The sequence below is a fragment of the Variovorax sp. FW301-JW7 genome, assembly GCF_058788795.1.
This window is the reverse complement of record NZ_JBYTBC010000007.1, coordinates 37,872-53,941: the sequence shown is the minus strand read 5'-3', so window position 1 is coordinate 53,941 and position 16,070 is coordinate 37,872. Positions and strand designations below refer to the sequence as shown.

Annotated in this window: 19 protein-coding genes; 12 read left to right on the top strand and 7 right to left on the bottom strand. The window is 67.2% G+C overall.

What is annotated here, in order from left to right; all coding sequences use genetic code 11:
- Window positions 1-3 precede the first annotated feature (3 nt).
- The 5 genes from AC3WQM_RS19660 to AC3WQM_RS19640 all read left to right on the top strand — a co-directional run bounded on the left by AC3WQM_RS19660 (window position 4) and on the right by AC3WQM_RS19640 (window position 4,245).
- Complete coding sequence (locus AC3WQM_RS19660) at window positions 4-1,089, top strand: hemin-degrading factor (RefSeq protein WP_492681032.1); 1,086 nt, start codon at window positions 4-6, stop codon at window positions 1,087-1,089.
- Complete coding sequence (locus AC3WQM_RS19655) at window positions 1,086-1,472, top strand: VOC family protein (protein WP_492681030.1); 387 nt, start codon at window positions 1,086-1,088, stop codon at window positions 1,470-1,472. The genes AC3WQM_RS19660 and AC3WQM_RS19655 overlap by 4 nt, the downstream gene beginning before the upstream one ends.
- Window positions 1,473-1,544: 72 nt before the next feature.
- On the top strand, window positions 1,545-2,414 hold the full coding sequence (locus AC3WQM_RS19650) for a heme/hemin ABC transporter substrate-binding protein (RefSeq protein ID WP_492681028.1): 870 nt from the start codon (window positions 1,545-1,547) through the stop codon (window positions 2,412-2,414).
- Entirely contained in the window at window positions 2,411-3,448 is a 1,038-nt protein-coding gene (locus AC3WQM_RS19645) for a FecCD family ABC transporter permease (protein ID WP_492681026.1), read from the top strand. Before AC3WQM_RS19650 ends, AC3WQM_RS19645 begins: the two co-directional genes overlap by 4 nt.
- Window positions 3,445-4,245, top strand: coding sequence for a heme ABC transporter ATP-binding protein (locus tag AC3WQM_RS19640; protein WP_492681024.1), 801 nt, complete (start codon window positions 3,445-3,447; stop codon window positions 4,243-4,245). Before AC3WQM_RS19645 ends, AC3WQM_RS19640 begins: the two co-directional genes overlap by 4 nt.
- Before the next feature lie 41 nt (window positions 4,246-4,286).
- Here the strand turns inward: AC3WQM_RS19640 and ppsR are convergent, their stop codons facing one another.
- Window positions 4,287-5,108: a posphoenolpyruvate synthetase regulatory kinase/phosphorylase PpsR gene (ppsR, locus tag AC3WQM_RS19635; protein ID WP_062473023.1), complete on the bottom strand. Its 822-nt coding sequence runs from the start codon at window positions 5,106-5,108 to the stop codon at window positions 4,287-4,289.
- 193 nt (window positions 5,109-5,301) lie between these two features.
- Here ppsR and ppsA point away from each other — a divergent pair, with 193 nt between their 5' ends.
- From ppsA to dnaB, 7 genes are all read left to right on the top strand, one after another.
- Complete coding sequence (gene ppsA, locus AC3WQM_RS19630; protein ID WP_492681022.1) at window positions 5,302-7,698, top strand: phosphoenolpyruvate synthase; 2,397 nt, start codon at window positions 5,302-5,304, stop codon at window positions 7,696-7,698.
- A gap of 225 nt (window positions 7,699-7,923) precedes the next feature.
- The gene (locus tag AC3WQM_RS19625) at window positions 7,924-8,382 is read left to right on the top strand and encodes a hypothetical protein (protein ID WP_492681020.1); all 459 of its coding nucleotides are present in this window, start codon (window positions 7,924-7,926) and stop codon (window positions 8,380-8,382) included.
- Between the two features lie 116 nt (window positions 8,383-8,498).
- Window positions 8,499-8,873, top strand: a complete 375-nt coding sequence (rpsF, locus tag AC3WQM_RS19620; protein ID WP_062473016.1) for a 30S ribosomal protein S6 — start codon at window positions 8,499-8,501, stop codon at window positions 8,871-8,873.
- Between the two features lie 4 nt (window positions 8,874-8,877).
- Window positions 8,878-9,192 (top strand): primosomal replication protein N, encoded by a 315-nt coding sequence (gene priB / locus AC3WQM_RS19615; RefSeq protein ID WP_492681018.1) that lies wholly within the window; start codon window positions 8,878-8,880, stop codon window positions 9,190-9,192.
- A 21-nt stretch (window positions 9,193-9,213) separates the two neighbouring features.
- Window positions 9,214-9,495, top strand: coding sequence for a 30S ribosomal protein S18 (gene rpsR, locus AC3WQM_RS19610; RefSeq protein ID WP_007830781.1), 282 nt, complete (start codon window positions 9,214-9,216; stop codon window positions 9,493-9,495).
- A gap of 15 nt (window positions 9,496-9,510) precedes the next feature.
- Window positions 9,511-9,963: a 50S ribosomal protein L9 gene (rplI, locus tag AC3WQM_RS19605; protein ID WP_489057418.1), complete on the top strand. Its 453-nt coding sequence runs from the start codon at window positions 9,511-9,513 to the stop codon at window positions 9,961-9,963.
- A gap of 172 nt (window positions 9,964-10,135) precedes the next feature.
- Window positions 10,136-11,542, top strand: a complete 1,407-nt coding sequence (dnaB, locus tag AC3WQM_RS19600; protein WP_056583115.1) for a replicative DNA helicase — start codon at window positions 10,136-10,138, stop codon at window positions 11,540-11,542.
- A 15-nt stretch (window positions 11,543-11,557) separates the two neighbouring features.
- On the opposite strand, the gene AC3WQM_RS19595 is transcribed toward dnaB, so the two are convergent.
- The 6 genes from AC3WQM_RS19595 to AC3WQM_RS19570 all read right to left on the bottom strand — a co-directional run bounded on the left by AC3WQM_RS19595 (window position 11,558) and on the right by AC3WQM_RS19570 (window position 16,064).
- Entirely contained in the window at window positions 11,558-12,307 is a 750-nt protein-coding gene (locus AC3WQM_RS19595) for a helix-turn-helix transcriptional regulator (RefSeq protein WP_492681016.1), read from the bottom strand.
- Window positions 12,307-12,786 (bottom strand): MGMT family protein, encoded by a 480-nt coding sequence (locus tag AC3WQM_RS19590; protein ID WP_492681014.1) that lies wholly within the window; start codon window positions 12,784-12,786, stop codon window positions 12,307-12,309. Before AC3WQM_RS19590 ends, AC3WQM_RS19595 begins: the two co-directional genes overlap by 1 nt.
- Complete coding sequence (locus AC3WQM_RS19585) at window positions 12,783-13,232, bottom strand: GyrI-like domain-containing protein (RefSeq protein WP_492681012.1); 450 nt, start codon at window positions 13,230-13,232, stop codon at window positions 12,783-12,785. Before AC3WQM_RS19585 ends, AC3WQM_RS19590 begins: the two co-directional genes overlap by 4 nt.
- 43 nt (window positions 13,233-13,275) lie before the next feature.
- Complete coding sequence (locus tag AC3WQM_RS19580) at window positions 13,276-13,725, bottom strand: EVE domain-containing protein (RefSeq protein ID WP_099796226.1); 450 nt, start codon at window positions 13,723-13,725, stop codon at window positions 13,276-13,278.
- A 6-nt stretch (window positions 13,726-13,731) separates the two neighbouring features.
- A complete protein-coding gene (locus AC3WQM_RS19575) occupies window positions 13,732-14,106 on the bottom strand; it encodes a VOC family protein (protein ID WP_062473002.1) in 375 nt (124 codons plus the stop codon).
- A gap of 155 nt (window positions 14,107-14,261) precedes the next feature.
- Window positions 14,262-16,064, bottom strand: coding sequence for a PhoH family protein (locus tag AC3WQM_RS19570; protein ID WP_492681010.1), 1,803 nt, complete (start codon window positions 16,062-16,064; stop codon window positions 14,262-14,264).
- Window positions 16,065-16,070 lie beyond the last annotated feature (6 nt).

The following is a 16,070-nucleotide window of genomic DNA, read 5'->3' as shown; positions in this document are numbered from 1 at the left end:
CCGATGAATGCCGAAGACATCCGCACCCGTTTCGCCGAACTGCGCGCCAAGGGCATGCGCCACAAGGACGCCGCCGCGGCCATGGGCCTGAGCGAAGGCGCCGCCATCGCGGCGCACACGGGCGCACACGACAAGGCGCTGCGCGCCACGCGGCTGAAGGGGCCGTGGGTCGAGCTGCTGCAGGCACTGGAGCTGTGCGGCCCCGTGCTGGCGCTCACGCGCAACGAGACCACGGTGCACGAGAAGACCGGCGTCTACGAGAAGGTGTCCGGCAGCGACGCGATGGGGCTCGCACTGGGCGAGGCCATCGACCTGCGCCTGTTCTTCAGCCGCTGGCATGCGGGGTTCGCGGTCAGCGAGGCGGCGGCCAATGCCGGCGTGCCGCCATCGCTGAGCCTGCAGTTCTTCAACCCGCAGGGCGTGGCGGTGCACAAGATCTTCGTGCGCGATGCGACCGACCGCGACGCGTTCCAGTCGGTCATCGACACCTACGCCGCCGTGCCCGATGCGCCGGTGCAATTCGTGCCCGCCGAGAAGAAGGCAGCGCCGCGCGACGACAGTGCCATCGATGCGGTCGCACTGGCCGACGCCTGGCGCGGCATGCAGGACACGCACGAGTTCTTCGGCCTGCTCAACAAGTTCGACGTCGAGCGCCAGCAGAGCTTTCGCCTCACCGAAGGCGAATTCACGCAACGGGCCGAAACGGGTGCGGTGCGCGAGCTGCTGCTCGAGGCTTCGTTCGACGGCACGCCGATCATGGTGTTCGTCGGCAGCCCCGGCTGCATCCAGATCCACTCGGGGCCGGTCGTGCGCATCGAGCCGATGGAGATGCACGGCATGCAGTGGCTCAACGTGCTCGACCCCGGCTTCAACCTGCACCTGCGCGAAGACCGCATCGCGAGCGTGTGGATCGTCCAGAAGCCGACCAGCGACGGCATCGTGACCTCGGTCGAGGCCTTCGACGGAGAGGGCGAGCTGATGGCGATGTTCTTCGGGGCGCGCAAGCCGGGCGTGCCCGAGCGCACGGAGTGGCGTCAGATCGTGGCCAAGCTCTCGCGGCTGGTCACTTCTGAGGTGCAAGCGCGATGAGTACCGAGACCGTTCCGGGCGTGGTCGAGATCAAGGCCTTCGTGCCGGCGAAGGACTTCGCGCTGTCCGTGGCCTTCTATCAGGACCTGGGCTTCACGCTGGCCTCGAACGAGGACGGCATCGCGTACTTCTTCTGTGGCGAGAGCAGCTTCCTGCTGCAGGACTTCTACGTCCAGACCCACGCAGAGAATTTCATGATGCACCTGCTCGTCGATGACGCGCTGGCCTGGTGGGACCGCGTGCAGGCGCAGCGGCTGACCGAACGCTATGCCGTGCAGACCACGCCGCCCGCCGAGCGCCCTTGGGGCATGGTCGATTTCACGCTGACCGACCCGACCGGTGTGCTCTGGCGCATCGCGCACAGCATTCCCCGGCGCGGCTGACGCGCGTCTTTCTCTTTCGCTGTCCGTGACCCCATGACTGAAACACGCGATTCCTCTTTTCTTTCTTCTTCCATGCCGCGTCGTCGTGATGCGCTGCGCCTGCTTTCTGCTGCAGCGCTCGGCGCGGGCGTGTGGCCAGCGTTCGCACAGGACAGCAAGCGCCTGCCGCGGCTGGTCACGGTCAGCGGTGCGATCACCGAGGTGGTCTATGCGCTCGGTGCCGAAGGCCAGCTGGTCGGCACCGACACAACCAGCCTGTTCCCCGCTGCGGCGCGCGCCACGCCCAAGGTGGGCTACATGCGCCAGCTGTCGGCCGAAGGGCTGCTCTCGCTGAAGCCCGACGCGATCATCGCGACCAACGAGTCGGGCCCGACCGTCGTGCTCGACCAGATCCGCACGGCCGGCGTGAAGGTCGAGATCATCGAGGCCGACCACACCTGGGGTGAAGTGCAGCGCAAGGTGCAGGCCGTGGGCCGCGCTGCTGCCAAGGAGGCGCAGGCGCGCGAACTGCAGGCCCGGCTCGATGCCGAGTGGGCGCAGGTGCTGCAGCGCATCGGCGGCGCGAAGGGGCGCAAGCCGAAGGTGCTGTTCGTGCTCTCGCACAGCGCGAGCCCGCAGGTGTCCGGCGAGAAGACCGCGGCGCATGCGGTGATCGGCTTCGCGGGTGGCGTGAATGCACTGGGCGGCTTCCACGGCTACCGGCCGATGACGGCCGAGGCCATGGCCAGCGCGGCGCCCGACATCATCCTCACGAGCACGCAGAGCATCGAGGCGCACGGCGGCGTCGAGCGCTTCTGGCAGCGGCCCGAGCTGGCGCTCACGCCGGCCTACAAGAAGCGCGCGCTCATCACGCAGGACGCCTTGCTGCTGCTGGGCTTTGGCCCGCGCCTGCCGGCCGCCATCGGCGAGCTGCACGACAAGTTCCAGGCCGCGCTGGCATGAGCCAGCGCTTGGGGGCGCGTGCCGTGCTGGGCGGCAGCGCGGTGCTGCTCGTCGCAGCCTTCGCGGTGGGCGCCGTGTCGGGCGCCTACGCCATCAGTCTTTCGCAGCTGTGGAATGTGTTGACCTCGCTGGGGCAGGGCGCAGGCAGTCAGTCGCCCGAGCACCTCGTGTTCCTCAACATCCGTTTGCCGCGCCTGGTTCTCGGCGTGGCGGCGGGCGCGGGGCTCGGCATGGCGGGCACGCTGATGCAGGGGCTGTTCCGCAATCCGCTGGCCGACCCGGGGCTGATCGGGATCAGCAGCGGCGCGGCGCTGGCGGCCGGCGTCACCATCGTGCTGGGCGCCTCGTTCTGGCCGATGCTGCCGCGCACGCTCGGCAGCTGGACGCTGGTGCTCATGGCTTTCGGCGGTGGCTTCGTCGTGACCTTGCTGATCTACGGCCTGTCGCGCAGCGAGGGCGGCACGCGCATGGCGCTGATGCTGCTGGCGGGCATCGCCATCAACGCGCTGGCCGGCGCCGGCCTCGGCCTGCTGAGCGTGATGGCGACCGACGAGCAGTTGCGCAGCCTGCAGTTCTGGCTGTTGGGCAGCCTCGGCGGCGCGCGCTGGAGCGCCGTCCTGCTGGTGGGGGCGGCGGTGCTTCTTTCATGCTGGGCCGCGGCATCGCTCGCTTCGCCCTTGAACGCCATCGCGCTCGGCGAGGCGCAGGCGGCGCTGCTCGGCGTGGACGTCGAGCGCACCAAGCGGCGTGCCGTGGTCATCACCGCTGTGGCGGTGGGCGCGGTGACGGCCACGACCGGGATCATCGGTTTCATCGGCCTGATCGCGCCGCACTGGGTGCGCATGGTGGCCGGGCCCGATCACCGCATCGTGCTGCCGGCCTCGGCGCTGCTGGGCGCGGCGCTGGTGCTCGCGGCCGACACGGTGGCGCGCACGGTGATGGCGCCGGCCGAACTGCCGCTGGGCGTGCTCACGGCTTTCATCGGCGTGCCGATGTTCCTGTTGATGCTGCGGCATTTCAGGGGGCGCATATGACGACGGTGACGGGACACGGGGCGCTGGCGTGCGCCGGCGTCGAGGTGCGCATCGGCGCGAAGACGTTGCTGGCGAATGCATCGGTCGAACTGACGCCGGGCCGCGTGACCGCGATCCTCGGACCGAACGGCGCGGGCAAGTCGACGCTGCTGTCGGTGCTCGCCGGCCAGCGCGAACCGACGCAGGGCAGGGCGATGCTCGACGGCCGACCGCTGTCAGACCACGGCATGCCCACGCTGGCATTGCGCCGGGCCCTGATGCCGCAGGAAAGCGCGGTCGCCTTCGACTTCACGGCGCAGGACATCGTCGCGCTCGGCCGCTACCCGCACCGCCGCGCGCCGACTGGCGACGAGGACGCGATCATGGCCGAGGCGATGGCGCTGACCGACGTCACGGCGCTGGCGCCACGCATCCTCAACACGCTGTCGGGCGGAGAGAAGGCGCGGGTCCACCTGGCGCGGGCGCTGGCCCAGCTCTGGCATCCGCGCCCCGACGGCGCGAGCCGCTGGCTGCTGCTCGATGAGCCGACCGCCGCGCTCGACCTCGCGCACCAGCATTCGGCCATGCGCCTGCTGCGCGCCTGGGCGGCACGGGGTGTGGGCGTGGTGGCCGTGCTGCACGACCTGAACCTGGCGCGGCGCTATGCCGATGAGGTCGTGGTGCTGGGCGCACCCGGCGGCCTGTGCCAGGGGGCGACCGCCGACGTGCTGCAGCCCGCGCTGATCGAGGCCGTCTGGCGCATGTCCTGCCAGCCGGTGACCGGCGCCGACGGCGTCACGCAGTATCTGTTCGGATAGCCCGTCGGGCGAGCGGTGCTTGCTACTGAAAAGCTAGCAAATCAGTAGACCAACCGCTCCGGCCGCAGCTCCTGCAGGATCGTCGTCGCGATTTCCTCGATCGACTTGGTGGTCGTCGAGAGCCAGCGGATGCCGGCGCGCCGCATCATGGCCTCGGCCTCGCTGATTTCGTGGCGGCAGTTCTCCAGGCTGGCGTAGCGCGAGTTGGGCCTGCGCTCGTTGCGGATCTCGCTCAACCGCTCGGGCTGGATCGTCAGGCCGAAGATCTTCTTGCGGTGCGGGCTCAGCGCCGGCGGGAGCTGGCGGCGGTCGAAGTCTTCGGGAATCAGCGGGTAGTTGGCCGCCTTCAGGCCGTGTTGCATCGCCAGGTAGAGCGACGTGGGCGTCTTGCCGCTGCGGCTCACGCCGACCAGGATCACGTCGGCGCCTTCCAGGTCGCGGTGGCTCTGGCCGTCGTCGTGCTGCAGGCTGAAGTCGATGGCCGCGATGCGGTCGTTGTAGGCCTTGCTCTTGCTGACGTCGCTGAAGCGGCCGATGCGGTGGTTCGACTTCATGGCCAGCTCGATCTCGAGCGGCCGAACGAAGGTGCCGAACATGTCGAGCAGCATGCCCTTGCAGCCGGTTTCGATCACGCCCAGCACGTCCATGTTGGCCAGCGTGGTGAAGACGATGGGCCGAACGCCCTCGACCTCGGCCGTGTGGTTGATCTGCCGCACCGCCTGGTGCGCCTTGTCGACCGTGTCGGTGAACGGCAGCCGCACGTGGCGCGGCTTCATCTCGAACTGGGCCAGAACGGCGTTGCCGAAGGTTTCGGCGGTGATGCCGGTGCCGTCGGAGACGAAGAAAACAGTGCGTGTATGCATGGTGTTGCTTTTGCGGCGGAGTCCTGCGGCGCGCGCGACCTGCCACGCCTACAATCCGGGCCATTATCGGGAATCCGCTTTCCCCACCCCCTCGAATTCTTTCCATGCACACCGCGACCGCACCCAAAGCAACGACAACGATCGTGCTGCGCCGTCTGCATGCAGCGCCGGTTTCAACTTCTGGAGCTTCCCCATGTCTGCACTTTTCGAGGCGACCGCACTGGTCGTGCCATTTGAAAACCTGAGGATGACCGACGTCGAGTCGGTTGGCGGCAAGAACGCCAGCCTCGGCGAAATGATCTCGCAACTGCCACAGGGCGTGCGCGTGCCGACCGGTTTTGCGACCACGGCCCATGCGTTCCGCCAGTTCCTGGCGCACGACGGCCTGGCCGACAAGATCAGCAAGCGCCTGGCCGCGCTGGACACCGAAGACGTGCGCGCCCTGGCCGCCGCCGGCGCTGAAATCCGCGCCATGGTCGAGGCCCAGCCGTTCCCGGCCGACCTGCAGAAAGCCATCGGCGAGGCCTTCGCCACGCTGAGCGCCGGCAACCCCGCCGCCTCGTTCGCCGTGCGTTCCTCGGCCACCGCCGAAGACCTGCCCGACGCCTCGTTCGCCGGCCAGCAGGAAACCTTCCTGAACGTGGTCGGCATCGACGACGTGCTGCACAAGATGAAGGAGGTGTTCGCCTCCCTCTACAACGACCGCGCCATCAGCTACCGCGTGCACAAGGGCTTCGAGCACGACGTGGTCGCGCTGTCGGCCGGCGTGCAGCGCATGGTGCGCTCCGACCTCGGCGCCGCCGGCGTGATGTTCACCATCGACACCGAGTCGGGCTTCGACCAGGTCGTGTTCATCACCTCGAGCTACGGCCTGGGTGAGACGGTGGTGCAGGGCTCCGTGAATCCCGACGAGTTCTACGTGCACAAGCCGACCCTCAAGGCCGGCAAGAAGGCCGTCATCCGCCGCAACCTCGGCTCCAAGCTGATCCAGATGGAGTTCGCCACGCCTGAAGAGAAGAAGGCGAGCGGCAAGCTGGTCAAGACCACCGACGTCAAGGCCGAGCAGCGCAACCGCTACTCGCTGAGCGACGCCGACGTCGAGCAACTGGCCCGCTACGCGCTGGTGATCGAAGAACATTACGGCCGCCCGATGGACATCGAGTGGGGCAAGGACGGCACCGACGGCCACCTCTACATCCTGCAGGCGCGTCCCGAAACGGTGAAGAGCCAGCAGCAGGGCAAGGCCGAGCAGCGCTACAAGCTGCTGGGCAAGGGCGCCGTGCTGGCCGAAGGCCGTGCCATCGGCCAGAAGATCGGCACCGGTGCCGTGCGCATCGTGCACAACATCAGCGAGATGGACCAGGTGCAGGCCGGCGACGTGCTCGTCACCGACATGACCGACCCCAACTGGGAACCGGTGATGAAGCGCGCGGCTGCCATCGTCACCAACCGTGGCGGGCGCACCTGCCACGCGGCCATCATTGCGCGCGAACTCGGCATTCCGGCCGTGGTCGGCTGCGGTGATGCCACCGACCTGCTCAAGGACGGCACGCTCGTCACCGTGAGCTGCGCCGAGGGCGACACCGGCTTCATCTACGACGGCCTGCTCGAGACCGAAGTGACCGAAGTGCAGCGCGGCGTGATGCCCGAGATCGATCTGAAGATCATGATGAACGTGGGCAACCCCCAGCTCGCCTTCGACTTCGCGCAGCTGCCGAACCACGGCGTGGGCCTGGCGCGCCTGGAGTTCATCATCAACAACAACATCGGCGTGCACCCGAAGGCGATCCTCGACTACCCGAACGTCGACAACGACCTGAAGAAGGCCGTCGAGTCGGTGGCCCGCGGCCACGCCTCGCCGCGTGCGTTCTACGTCGACAAGGTGACCGAGGGCGTCGCGACCATCGCTGCCGCGTTCTGGCCCAAGCCCGTCATCGTGCGCCTCTCGGACTTCAAGTCGAACGAGTACCGCAAGCTGATCGGCGGCAGCCGCTACGAGCCCGAGGAAGAAAACCCGATGCTGGGCTTCCGCGGCGCTGCGCGCTACCTGAGCGCCGACTTCGGCGAGGCCTTTGCCATGGAGTGCGAGGCGCTCAAGCGCGTGCGCAACGACATGGGCCTGACCAACGTGCAGATCATGGTGCCCTTCGTGCGCACCCTGGGCCAGGCCGAGCGCGTGACCACGCTGCTGGGCGAGCATGGCCTCAAGCGCGGCGAAAACGCGCTCAAGCTGATCATGATGTGCGAGGTGCCGAGCAATGCGGTGCTGCCGGAAGAGTTCCTGAAGTTCTTCGACGGCTTCTCGATCGGTTCGAACGACCTGACCCAGCTCACGCTGGGCCTGGACCGCGACTCCGGCCTGGAGCTGCTGGCGGCCGACTTCGACGAGCGCGACCCGGCCATCAAGGCACTGCTGAGCCGTGTCATCAAGGCCTGCAAGGACCAGGGCAAGTACGTCGGCATCTGCGGCCAGGGCCCCAGCGACCACCCGGACTTCGCGCTGTGGCTGGCGGAGCAGGGCATCGAATCGATCTCGCTGAACCCCGACAGCGTGATCGACACCTGGCAGCAGCTGGCCCAGCGAGGCTGAGTCCCCGCGCGGCGGGTATGCCCCAAGGCATGCGCCGCCGCGTGATGCACCGCGGCGAATGGCGGAAATCCCCATGGGGGATTCCCCCGTGCCCGCTCGCGCAAATGAAACAAAGTGCGTTTCCGGTGTCAGACTCGTGACATTCGCAGGCGGCGCACCCCGGCTGCCTGCCTGAGGCGACGCCGGCCCATCAGGGCCCGTGTCAGCACTTCGCCGGAGACCCCCATGATTCTTGTCAAGACGGAAGCCGGACAGCAGGTCCTCAAGGACCGCTCGGTGCCGTTGACGCCGCGCCAGCGCTCGGCCTTCATCCAGTTCGACGGCAAGCGCTCGATCGACGATGTGCTGGGCTCGGGCCTGGGCATCGGGCGTGAAGAGGTCGATCAGATGATCGCGCTGGGCCTGCTGGCGTCCCTGGACGGCCAGCCGGCCGCGGCGCCCGCAGCCGTGGCGGCGGCCCCGGCGCCGGCTGTTTCTTCCGGCCGCAGCCGGCAACAGCGCTACAAGGATGCGTACCCGATCGCCACCCAGCTGACCGGCAGCCTGGGCCTGATGGGCTTCCGGCTCAACCTCCAGGTCGAAGGCACGACCAGCTACGAAGACCTCCTGGCGCTGGCGCCCAAGATCCGCGCCGCCGTCGGCGCGGAGAAGGCGGCCGCCCTCGACAAGGCCCTCAACGACTGAGGCGCCTTGCCGGATCGCGCAAGACAGGGCTATAATCGCCGGCTTTGCCTTGCCATACCGCGCCCGACGCTGCGGATGGCTTTTCCTCTTCTACGGAAGAATCCACAAGGAGTGCCATGCGTCACTACGAAATCATCTTGCTCATCCACCCGGATCAGAGCGAACAAGTTCCGGCCATGCTGGAGCGTTACAAGGGCCTGATCACGGCCGGCGGCGGCAAGGTCCACCGCGTTGAAGACTGGGGCCGCCGTCAGCTGGCTTACCAGATCAACAAGCTCAACAAGGCCCACTACCTGTGCGTCAACATCGAAGCTGAACAAGCCGTGATGGGTGAACTGGAACACGCGTTCAAGTTCAACGATGCCGTGCTGCGTCACCTGACCGTTCAGAAGAAGAAGGCCGACACCGGTCCTTCGTCGATGATGAAGACGGTCGAGCGCGAAGAGGCCCGCAAGGCCCAGCAGGCCGAATACGCCGCCAACAACAACTGATGGCGTGACGGCTGCCGCTACGGCGACCGGGGTCAACCAGCTTCTGCTGACCGCCTCTGTCGCCGAACTCGGAACCCTGCGATACACGCCAGCTGGCCTGCCCGCCCTCGATCTGAAGCTCGACCATGAGTCGACGCTCCAGGAGGCGGGAAAGCCCCGGCAGGTGAAGACGGCCCTCAAGGCTGTTGCGTTCGGCGCCATCGCCGAGCGGCTCGCAGCGCAGTCGATGGGAAGTCTCTGGCGATTCCAGGGGTTTCTCGCGACACCGGGCAACGGCAAGCATCCGGTCCTGCACATCCAGGATTTTCAGCAAGATTAATTTTCGACAAGAGGTCCCCCAATGGCCACGTTCAAGAAATTCAACAAAGACAAGCGCCCGAAGCGCAACACCCAGTCGCTGCTGTTCAAGCGCAAGCGCTTCTGCCGTTTCACCGTCGCTGGCGTCGAGGAAATCGACTACAAGGACATCGACACGCTGCGTGACTTCATCAGCGAAAACGGCAAGATCATCCCCGCACGCCTGACCGGCACGCGCGCGATCTACCAGCGTCAGCTGAACACCGCCATCAAGCGCGCGCGCTTCCTGGCCATGGTGCCGTACAGCGACCAGCACCGCGTCTAAGAAGGAGCACACACCATGCAAATCATTCTTCTGGACAAGGTTCTGAACGTCGGCGGCCTGGGCGACATCGTCAAGGTTAAGGACGGCTACGCACGCAACTTCCTGATCCCCTCGGGCCGCGCCCGTCGCGCCACCGCTGCCAACAAGGCCGAATTCGAAGCCAAGCGCGTCGAACTCGAAAAGGCTGCCGCCGCCAAGCTGGCTGAGTCGCAAGCCCAGGGCGAGAAGCTCGCCGGCTCGACCGTCAAGCTGACCCAAAAGGCTGGCGTGGACGGCCGCCTGTTCGGTTCGGTCACCAACGGCGACATCGCCGAAGAGCTGAACAAGCAAGGCTACAAGGTTGCCAAGTCGCAAGTGCGCCTGCCCAACGGTCCGATCAAGATCGTCGGCGACAACACCGTGAGCGTCTCGCTGCACACCGACGTGGTCGTCGAGATCACCGTCACGGTCTACGGCGAAACCGCCTGATCGTCTGCAGCGCCCCGTGCGCTGACGCAAGAAAGCCGCCTTCGGGCGGCTTTTTCTTTTCTGCGCACGAGTTGTCCACCTCGCCGCACCGGAAGTTCACTGTTTATTAACAACCTTGTCCACACACGCCGCGCCCTGCGCGGCTTAGCATGCAGGGTTGCAAGGGAAGTCCATGTCCGCCGTTTTCTCCTATGCCGACAATGATTCGTCGGCCGACCGCCAGATCGCGCAATTGCGCATTCCGCCTCACTCCATCGAGGCCGAGTCCAGCGTGCTGGGGGGCTTGTTGTTGGACAACGGCGCCTGGGACCGCATGGGCGACCTGCTGGTCGACGGCGACTTCTATCGCCACGAACACAAGCTGATCTACGCGGCCATCGGCGGACTGATCAATGCCAGCAAGCCGGCCGACGTGATCACGGTCTTCGAGCAGTTGCAGAACCTCGGCAAGGCCGACGACATCGGCGGGTTGGTCTACCTGAACTCGCTCGCGCAGTACGTGCCGAGCGCGAGCAACATCCGGCGCTACGCCGAGATCGTGCGCGAGCGCTCCATCCTGCGCAAGCTCGTGTCCGCCGCCGACGAGATCGCGACCAACGCCTTCAATCCGCAAGGCAAGCCGGTCGACAAGATCCTGGACGAAGCCGAGCAGAAGATCTTCAACATCGGCGAAGAAGGCACGCGGATGAAGCAGGGCTTCCAGAGCATGGATTCCCTGGTGGTCGAGCTGCTCGACCGCGTGACCGAGATGGCCGAGAACCCGAACGACATCACGGGCGTGCGCACGGGCTTCAACGACTTCGACAAGATGACCTCGGGCCTGCAGCCGGGCGACATGATCGTGCTGGCCGCGCGTCCCTCGATGGGCAAGACCTCGCTCGCGATCAACATCGCTGAGCACGTGGCGCTCGAAGAGGGGCTGCCGGTGGCGGTGTTCTCGATGGAAATGGGCGCCGCCCAGCTGGCGGTGCGTATCGTGGGTTCCATCGGCCGCATCGACCAGGGTCACCTGCGCACCGGCAAACTCAGCGACGAAGAGTGGCCGCGCCTGACCGAAGCCATCGAGAAGCTGCGCACGGTGTCGCTGCACATCGACGAGACACCGGGCCTTTCGTCCAGCGAGTTGCGCGCCAATGCGCGCCGACTGGCGCGCCAGTACGGGCGCCTGGGCCTGATCGTGGTCGACTACCTGCAGCTCATGTCGACCAGCAGCTCGGGCGACGAGAACCGCGCCACGGCCGTGGGCGAAATCTCGCGCGGCCTGAAGATGCTGGCCAAGGAACTGAAGTGCCCGGTGATCGCGCTGTCGCAGCTCAGCCGCGGCGTGGAAGCGCGGACCGACAAGCGCCCCATGATGAGCGACTTGCGCGAATCCGGCGCCATCGAGCAGGACGCGGACATCATCATGTTCATCTACCGCGACGACTACTACAACAAGGAGTCGAAGGAGCCGGGCGTGGCCGAGGTGATCATCAGCAAGCACCGGAACGGCCCGACTGGTACCGTCAAGCTGGCTTTCCTGAAGCCGATCACCAAGTTCGAGAACCTGGTGGGCTACAGCAACAACGACGAGTACTGACCGCAGGGCGGCTCGTCAGCTGGCTTCGCTGTCGGGCCCGGGCGTCGAGGCCGGCGGCTTCTGCGCCCACTCCTTGTGCCGCGCCGCCTCGGCCTTCACCTGCCGCAGCAGGTCGGCCAGTGTCTTGCCGGGTTCGTCCTGGAAGCGCGTCGCGAGCACGTCCACCGCCTCCATGCGGTCGACCCGGAAACCGCGGAAATCGTTGCGCAGCTCGCACCACGTCGAGAGCGTCCAGACCTTGCCCCAGTAGAAGCAGCCCAGCGGACGCACCGTGCGCTCGCTGGCGTCGCCCGAGACGTCGCGGTAGTGCAGTCGCAGCTTCTGGTGCGCCTGCACGGCCTCGCGCAGTGTCTGCAGCCGGGTGCGCAGGGCGTCGTCGAGGCCGAGCGCGGGCGCATACAGCGCCAGCGCCTCGGCCGACACGCGCGCCGCCGGTGGCAGCACCGACAGGATCTTTCCCAGGCCCGTTTCGATGTTGCGCGCCATCGCCGGATCGACCCAGCTCTGGGTCATGCGCGCGGCGGCCACGAGCGCCGACGCTTCGTCTTGCGTGAACATCAACGGCGGCAGCTCGAAGCCCGCGCCCAGCCGGTAGCCGACGCCGGCCTCGCCCTCGATCGGCACGCCCTGGTGCTGCAGGTCGGCCACGTCGCGGTACACCGTGCGCTCGGACACCTCCAGGCGCTGTGCCAGGAAGGCGGCCGTGGTGAGCCGGCGGCCGCGGATGAGCTGCACGAGCTGGAAGAGGCGGTCGGCGCGTCGCATCAACGCGTTCCGACGAGCTTCCGGGCGAAGTCCTCGACAAAGTAGCGCTTGCCGCGCTGGACCACCGTGTGGCCTTCGGCCTCGAGTCGCGACATTTGGGCCTCGATGCCGCCCGGGTACTTGGGATTGAGCTCGCCGCCGATCTTGAGCGTGCGCCAGTACGGCGTGCCCGGCGTGCGACCGGCGCCGGTCGTCATGGCTTCCTCGGTGGCGTGGGCCACCATGTGGGCGAAGATGGCCGTGGTCACGGTGCAGCCGATGGTGGCCTGGTGGCGCGCCGCGATGTCTTCGCCGATGCCGAGCACGGTCGCGAGCCGGCCTTCGGGCACGCCGCGCATGGCCTCCTCGACTTCGGCGGGCGAGGGCGTGGCGATGGTGCCCTCGCCATGCCGCGCGCGCATGGCCTGGGGAATGGCCTTCACGTTCGGCAGGTTCGGGTAGCCGGCCAGCCTGTCGCGCCAGCCCTTGCGTGTGCTCATGAGACTCCGATGTAGATCGCCACTGCGTCCGGCCCCTCGTAGGCTTCGAAATCGCTGCGGTAGCGGCGCACGACTTCTGGGTGTGCCTCGAAATACTGCCAGATGCGCTGCCAGGTGGCGATCACCATCTGCGGCATCTCGCCGCGGCCGGTGAACACGAGGTAGTCGCCGGCTTCGATGGCGACGCTGTCCGCGCCATCTGAGACGGCCACGCCAGCCGTCACGTCGAAGGCGCCGTGCGCATCCGATTCGTAGGCGGAGTAGACGCTGAAGATGCGCGTATCGCCGGTGCGGTGTGGCGTCGAGTCGTAGGTTTGCTCGCCGAAGAAGCGGTTCCACAGTGCGCCGATGCGCGCGGTGGCGGGGTCGTTCTCTTCGCGGTTGGTGGTGCGTGCCGTGAGGCCGGAGACCCGGAAGGCGTCGTGGTGTTGGCGGATGGGGTCCATGCGTTGTTTCTCCGGAAGTGTTGGATGAGGAGGGCGAAGGCGCTCAAAACAGGAGCGCCTTCGGCTCGGCCTTCATCGTCTGCGCGATCAGTTTCATGTCGATGTCGGTGATGTCGAACAGGCCGAAGCGGAACTTGTAGCCCCATTGCTTCGGGGTTTCGATGAAGGCGAGGCGTTCGATCAGCGGGGCGATGGGCGCCTCGTGCGCGGCGACGTAGGCCACGTCGCGACGCCACGGGACGAAGCCGTTGCCCATGTCGAACTCGTACGGGTCGCCCGGCTGCACGATGCCGAGCGACACGAAGCTTTGCAGCTTGTCCGTGCCGCCGAACACCGTGGCCGGCGAATAGTAGGCCACGCGGTCGCCCGCTGCCACGCGCTTGAGCGGCGCGAGCTTGCCGTGGCCCACCTGCATGAACCCGAGCGGCCGATGGTCCCGGCCGCGCCGGGCATGCTCGGCGCTGGCGACCGCAATCCAGTTGCGCTGTGCCATGGCGTTTCAGGCCGGGGCGTGCAGGCCGACCTCGTTGCCTTCGGTGTCGCGCAGGTGGGCGATGAAGCCCATGCCCGGCGGCAGCGCCGACTTGGGCGCCACGATCTGCCCGCCGGCCGCTTCGACGCGCGAGAGCACGGCATCGATGCTGGGCATGCAGTCGAGGTAGACGCGGATGCCGCTGCCGGCTTGTGCGCTGGTGTTGGCGCCGGGCTTCAGCGCGCCGCCGGTGGCGGGGTCGTCGTAGGGAAACACGGCCAGCGGGTTGCCGCCGAAGTCTTCGCGGCGCAGCTTGCGCGCGAGCACGGTTTCGTAGAAGGCCTGGGCGCGGTCCAGGTTGGCGACCGGAATCTCGAACCAGGTGATGGCATGGGTGGTCATGAAGAGCTCTCTTTCGTTCGTTGCGTTGGAAGGAGCCTGGATGGTGCGAGCCGCCTCCTGACAACGTCTTGTCAGTAGCCTGTCATGACGGACGAAAAAAAGCCCGCGATGCTGCAGGCGCATGCGCGGGCTTCGGTCGGCCGGAGCCGATGAACTTAGAGCACGTCGCTCGCGAAATCGGCCAGTCGCGAGCGTTCGCCGCGCGCCAGCGTGATGTGCCCGCCGTGCGGCCAGCCCTTGAACTTGTCGACCGCAAAGGTCAGGCCCGAGGAGCCTTCGGTGAGGTAGGGCGTGTCGATCTGCGCGAGGTTGCCCATGCAGATGATCTTCGTGCCGGGGCCGGCGCGGGTGATCAGCGTCTTCATCTGCTTGGGCGTCAAGTTCTGCGCCTCGTCGATGATCACGTACTTGTTCAGGAAGGTGCGTCCGCGCATGAAGTTCATGCTCTTGACCTTGATGCGGCTGCGGATCAGCTCGTTGGTGGCCGCGCGGCCCCACTCGCCGGCACCGCCGCCGTCGCCCTTGGCCAGGAACTCGAGGTTGTCGTCGAGTGCGCCCATCCAGGGGCCCATCTTTTCTTCCTCGGTGCCGGGCAGGAAGCCGATGTCTTCACCCACGCTCACCGTGGCGCGCGTCATGATGATCTCGGTGTAGCGGCGGTCGTCGAGCACCTGCGTGAGGCCGGAGGCCAGCGCCATCAGCGTCTTGCCGGTGCCGGCCGTGCCGGTCAGCGTGACGAAGTCGATCTCGGGGTCCATCAGCAGGTTCATCGCGAAGTTCTGCTCGCGGTTGCGCGTGTTCACGCCCCACACCGCGTTCTTGCCCGAGCTGTAGTCCTTGAGCGTCTTGAGCACCGCGGTCTTGTCGCGGATTTCGGTGACGCGCGCGTACATGCTCGGCTCACCCGGCGCCTCGAAGAAGACGAACTGGTTGATGTACAGGTTGGGCACCAGCGGACCGCTGATCCGGTAGAAGGTGTTGCTGCCGCTCTGCCAGCTTTCGACCGTCTTGCTCTGGCGAGTCCAGAAGTCCGGCGGAAGCGCCAGCGAACCCGCGTAGAGCAGGTCGCCGTCTTCCAGTGTCTTGTCGTTCTGGTAGTCGTCGGCGGCCAGGCCCAGCGCGCGCGCCTTGACGCGCATGTTGATGTCCTTGGACACCAGCACCACTTCCTGCTTCGGCTTGCCCGGGCGGTCCTTGGCGTATTCGTCGCGCAGCGCGTGCACGACGCCGAGGATCTGGTTGTCGGCTTTGCCTTGGGGCAGGCTGATCGGCAGCGAGTAGTCGAGCGGGGCGGTCTGGAAGAAGAGGCGCCCGCCGGCTTCACGGTGGCCGGTGGTGTCGAGCTTCAAGCCCTTGTCGATGTCGGCGTCCTGCGCGGCGGCCAGCGCGTCGAGCGTGCGGCTGGTCTGGCGGCCGTTGCGCGCGACTTCGGTCGTCCCCTTCTTGTGGCCGTCAAGCTCTTCCAGCACGATCATCGGCAGGAAGATGTCATGCTCCTCGAAGCGGAACAGGCACATCGGATCGTGCAGCAGCACGTTCGTGTCGAGCACGAACAGCTTGGCCGGACCGGTGGATTTGCGCTTGGGGCGTGCCGGGGGCTGGGGTGCCGCGGCGGGCGTGGCGGCTGCGGGGGGCGGCGTGGGCACGCGCGTCTCGACCTGCACCATCGCGGGTTGTTGTGGCTGCTGCGGTGCGCTCACCGGTGCCGACGTGGGTGCCGGGGCGGGCGCAGCCTTGGTTTTCGAGCGGCGTGCCGGACGCGCGGCCGGCGCATCGCCGCCGCCTTCCGTGCCGAGGTTGTCGAACAGCTCCAGCGGCTGCGGTCCGCTCTTGGCGGGGGCGTCGTCGCGCGAATCGCCGGAACGGCGCGAGTTTCTGTGCGAGGGACGGGCGGGTGCGTCGATGGCGTCCGGCGAGAGCAATGCGGCGCGTTTCGTGGGGGCGGGAGGCAATGGCATGGGTCA

Coding starts and splice junctions, on each gene's coding strand:
- AC3WQM_RS19660 (WP_492681032.1), top strand. CDS start 4: ATGAATGCCGAAGACATCCGCACCCGTTTCGCCGAACTGCGCGCCAAG.
- AC3WQM_RS19655 (WP_492681030.1), top strand. CDS start 1,086: ATGAGTACCGAGACCGTTCCGGGCGTGGTCGAGATCAAGGCCTTCGTG.
- AC3WQM_RS19650 (WP_492681028.1), top strand. CDS start 1,545: ATGCCGCGTCGTCGTGATGCGCTGCGCCTGCTTTCTGCTGCAGCGCTC.
- AC3WQM_RS19645 (WP_492681026.1), top strand. CDS start 2,411: ATGAGCCAGCGCTTGGGGGCGCGTGCCGTGCTGGGCGGCAGCGCGGTG.
- AC3WQM_RS19640 (WP_492681024.1), top strand. CDS start 3,445: ATGACGACGGTGACGGGACACGGGGCGCTGGCGTGCGCCGGCGTCGAG.
- ppsR (WP_062473023.1), bottom strand. CDS start 5,108: ATGCATACACGCACTGTTTTCTTCGTCTCCGACGGCACCGGCATCACC.
- ppsA (WP_492681022.1), top strand. CDS start 5,302: ATGTCTGCACTTTTCGAGGCGACCGCACTGGTCGTGCCATTTGAAAAC.
- AC3WQM_RS19625 (WP_492681020.1), top strand. CDS start 7,924: ATGATTCTTGTCAAGACGGAAGCCGGACAGCAGGTCCTCAAGGACCGC.
- rpsF (WP_062473016.1), top strand. CDS start 8,499: ATGCGTCACTACGAAATCATCTTGCTCATCCACCCGGATCAGAGCGAA.
- rpsR (WP_007830781.1), top strand. CDS start 9,214: ATGGCCACGTTCAAGAAATTCAACAAAGACAAGCGCCCGAAGCGCAAC.
- rplI (WP_489057418.1), top strand. CDS start 9,511: ATGCAAATCATTCTTCTGGACAAGGTTCTGAACGTCGGCGGCCTGGGC.
- dnaB (WP_056583115.1), top strand. CDS start 10,136: ATGTCCGCCGTTTTCTCCTATGCCGACAATGATTCGTCGGCCGACCGC.
- AC3WQM_RS19595 (WP_492681016.1), bottom strand. CDS start 12,307: ATGCGACGCGCCGACCGCCTCTTCCAGCTCGTGCAGCTCATCCGCGGC.
- AC3WQM_RS19590 (WP_492681014.1), bottom strand. CDS start 12,786: ATGAGCACACGCAAGGGCTGGCGCGACAGGCTGGCCGGCTACCCGAAC.
- AC3WQM_RS19585 (WP_492681012.1), bottom strand. CDS start 13,232: ATGGACCCCATCCGCCAACACCACGACGCCTTCCGGGTCTCCGGCCTC.
- AC3WQM_RS19580 (WP_099796226.1), bottom strand. CDS start 13,725: ATGGCACAGCGCAACTGGATTGCGGTCGCCAGCGCCGAGCATGCCCGG.
- AC3WQM_RS19575 (WP_062473002.1), bottom strand. CDS start 14,106: ATGACCACCCATGCCATCACCTGGTTCGAGATTCCGGTCGCCAACCTG.
- AC3WQM_RS19570 (WP_492681010.1), bottom strand. CDS start 16,064: ATGCCATTGCCTCCCGCCCCCACGAAACGCGCCGCATTGCTCTCGCCG.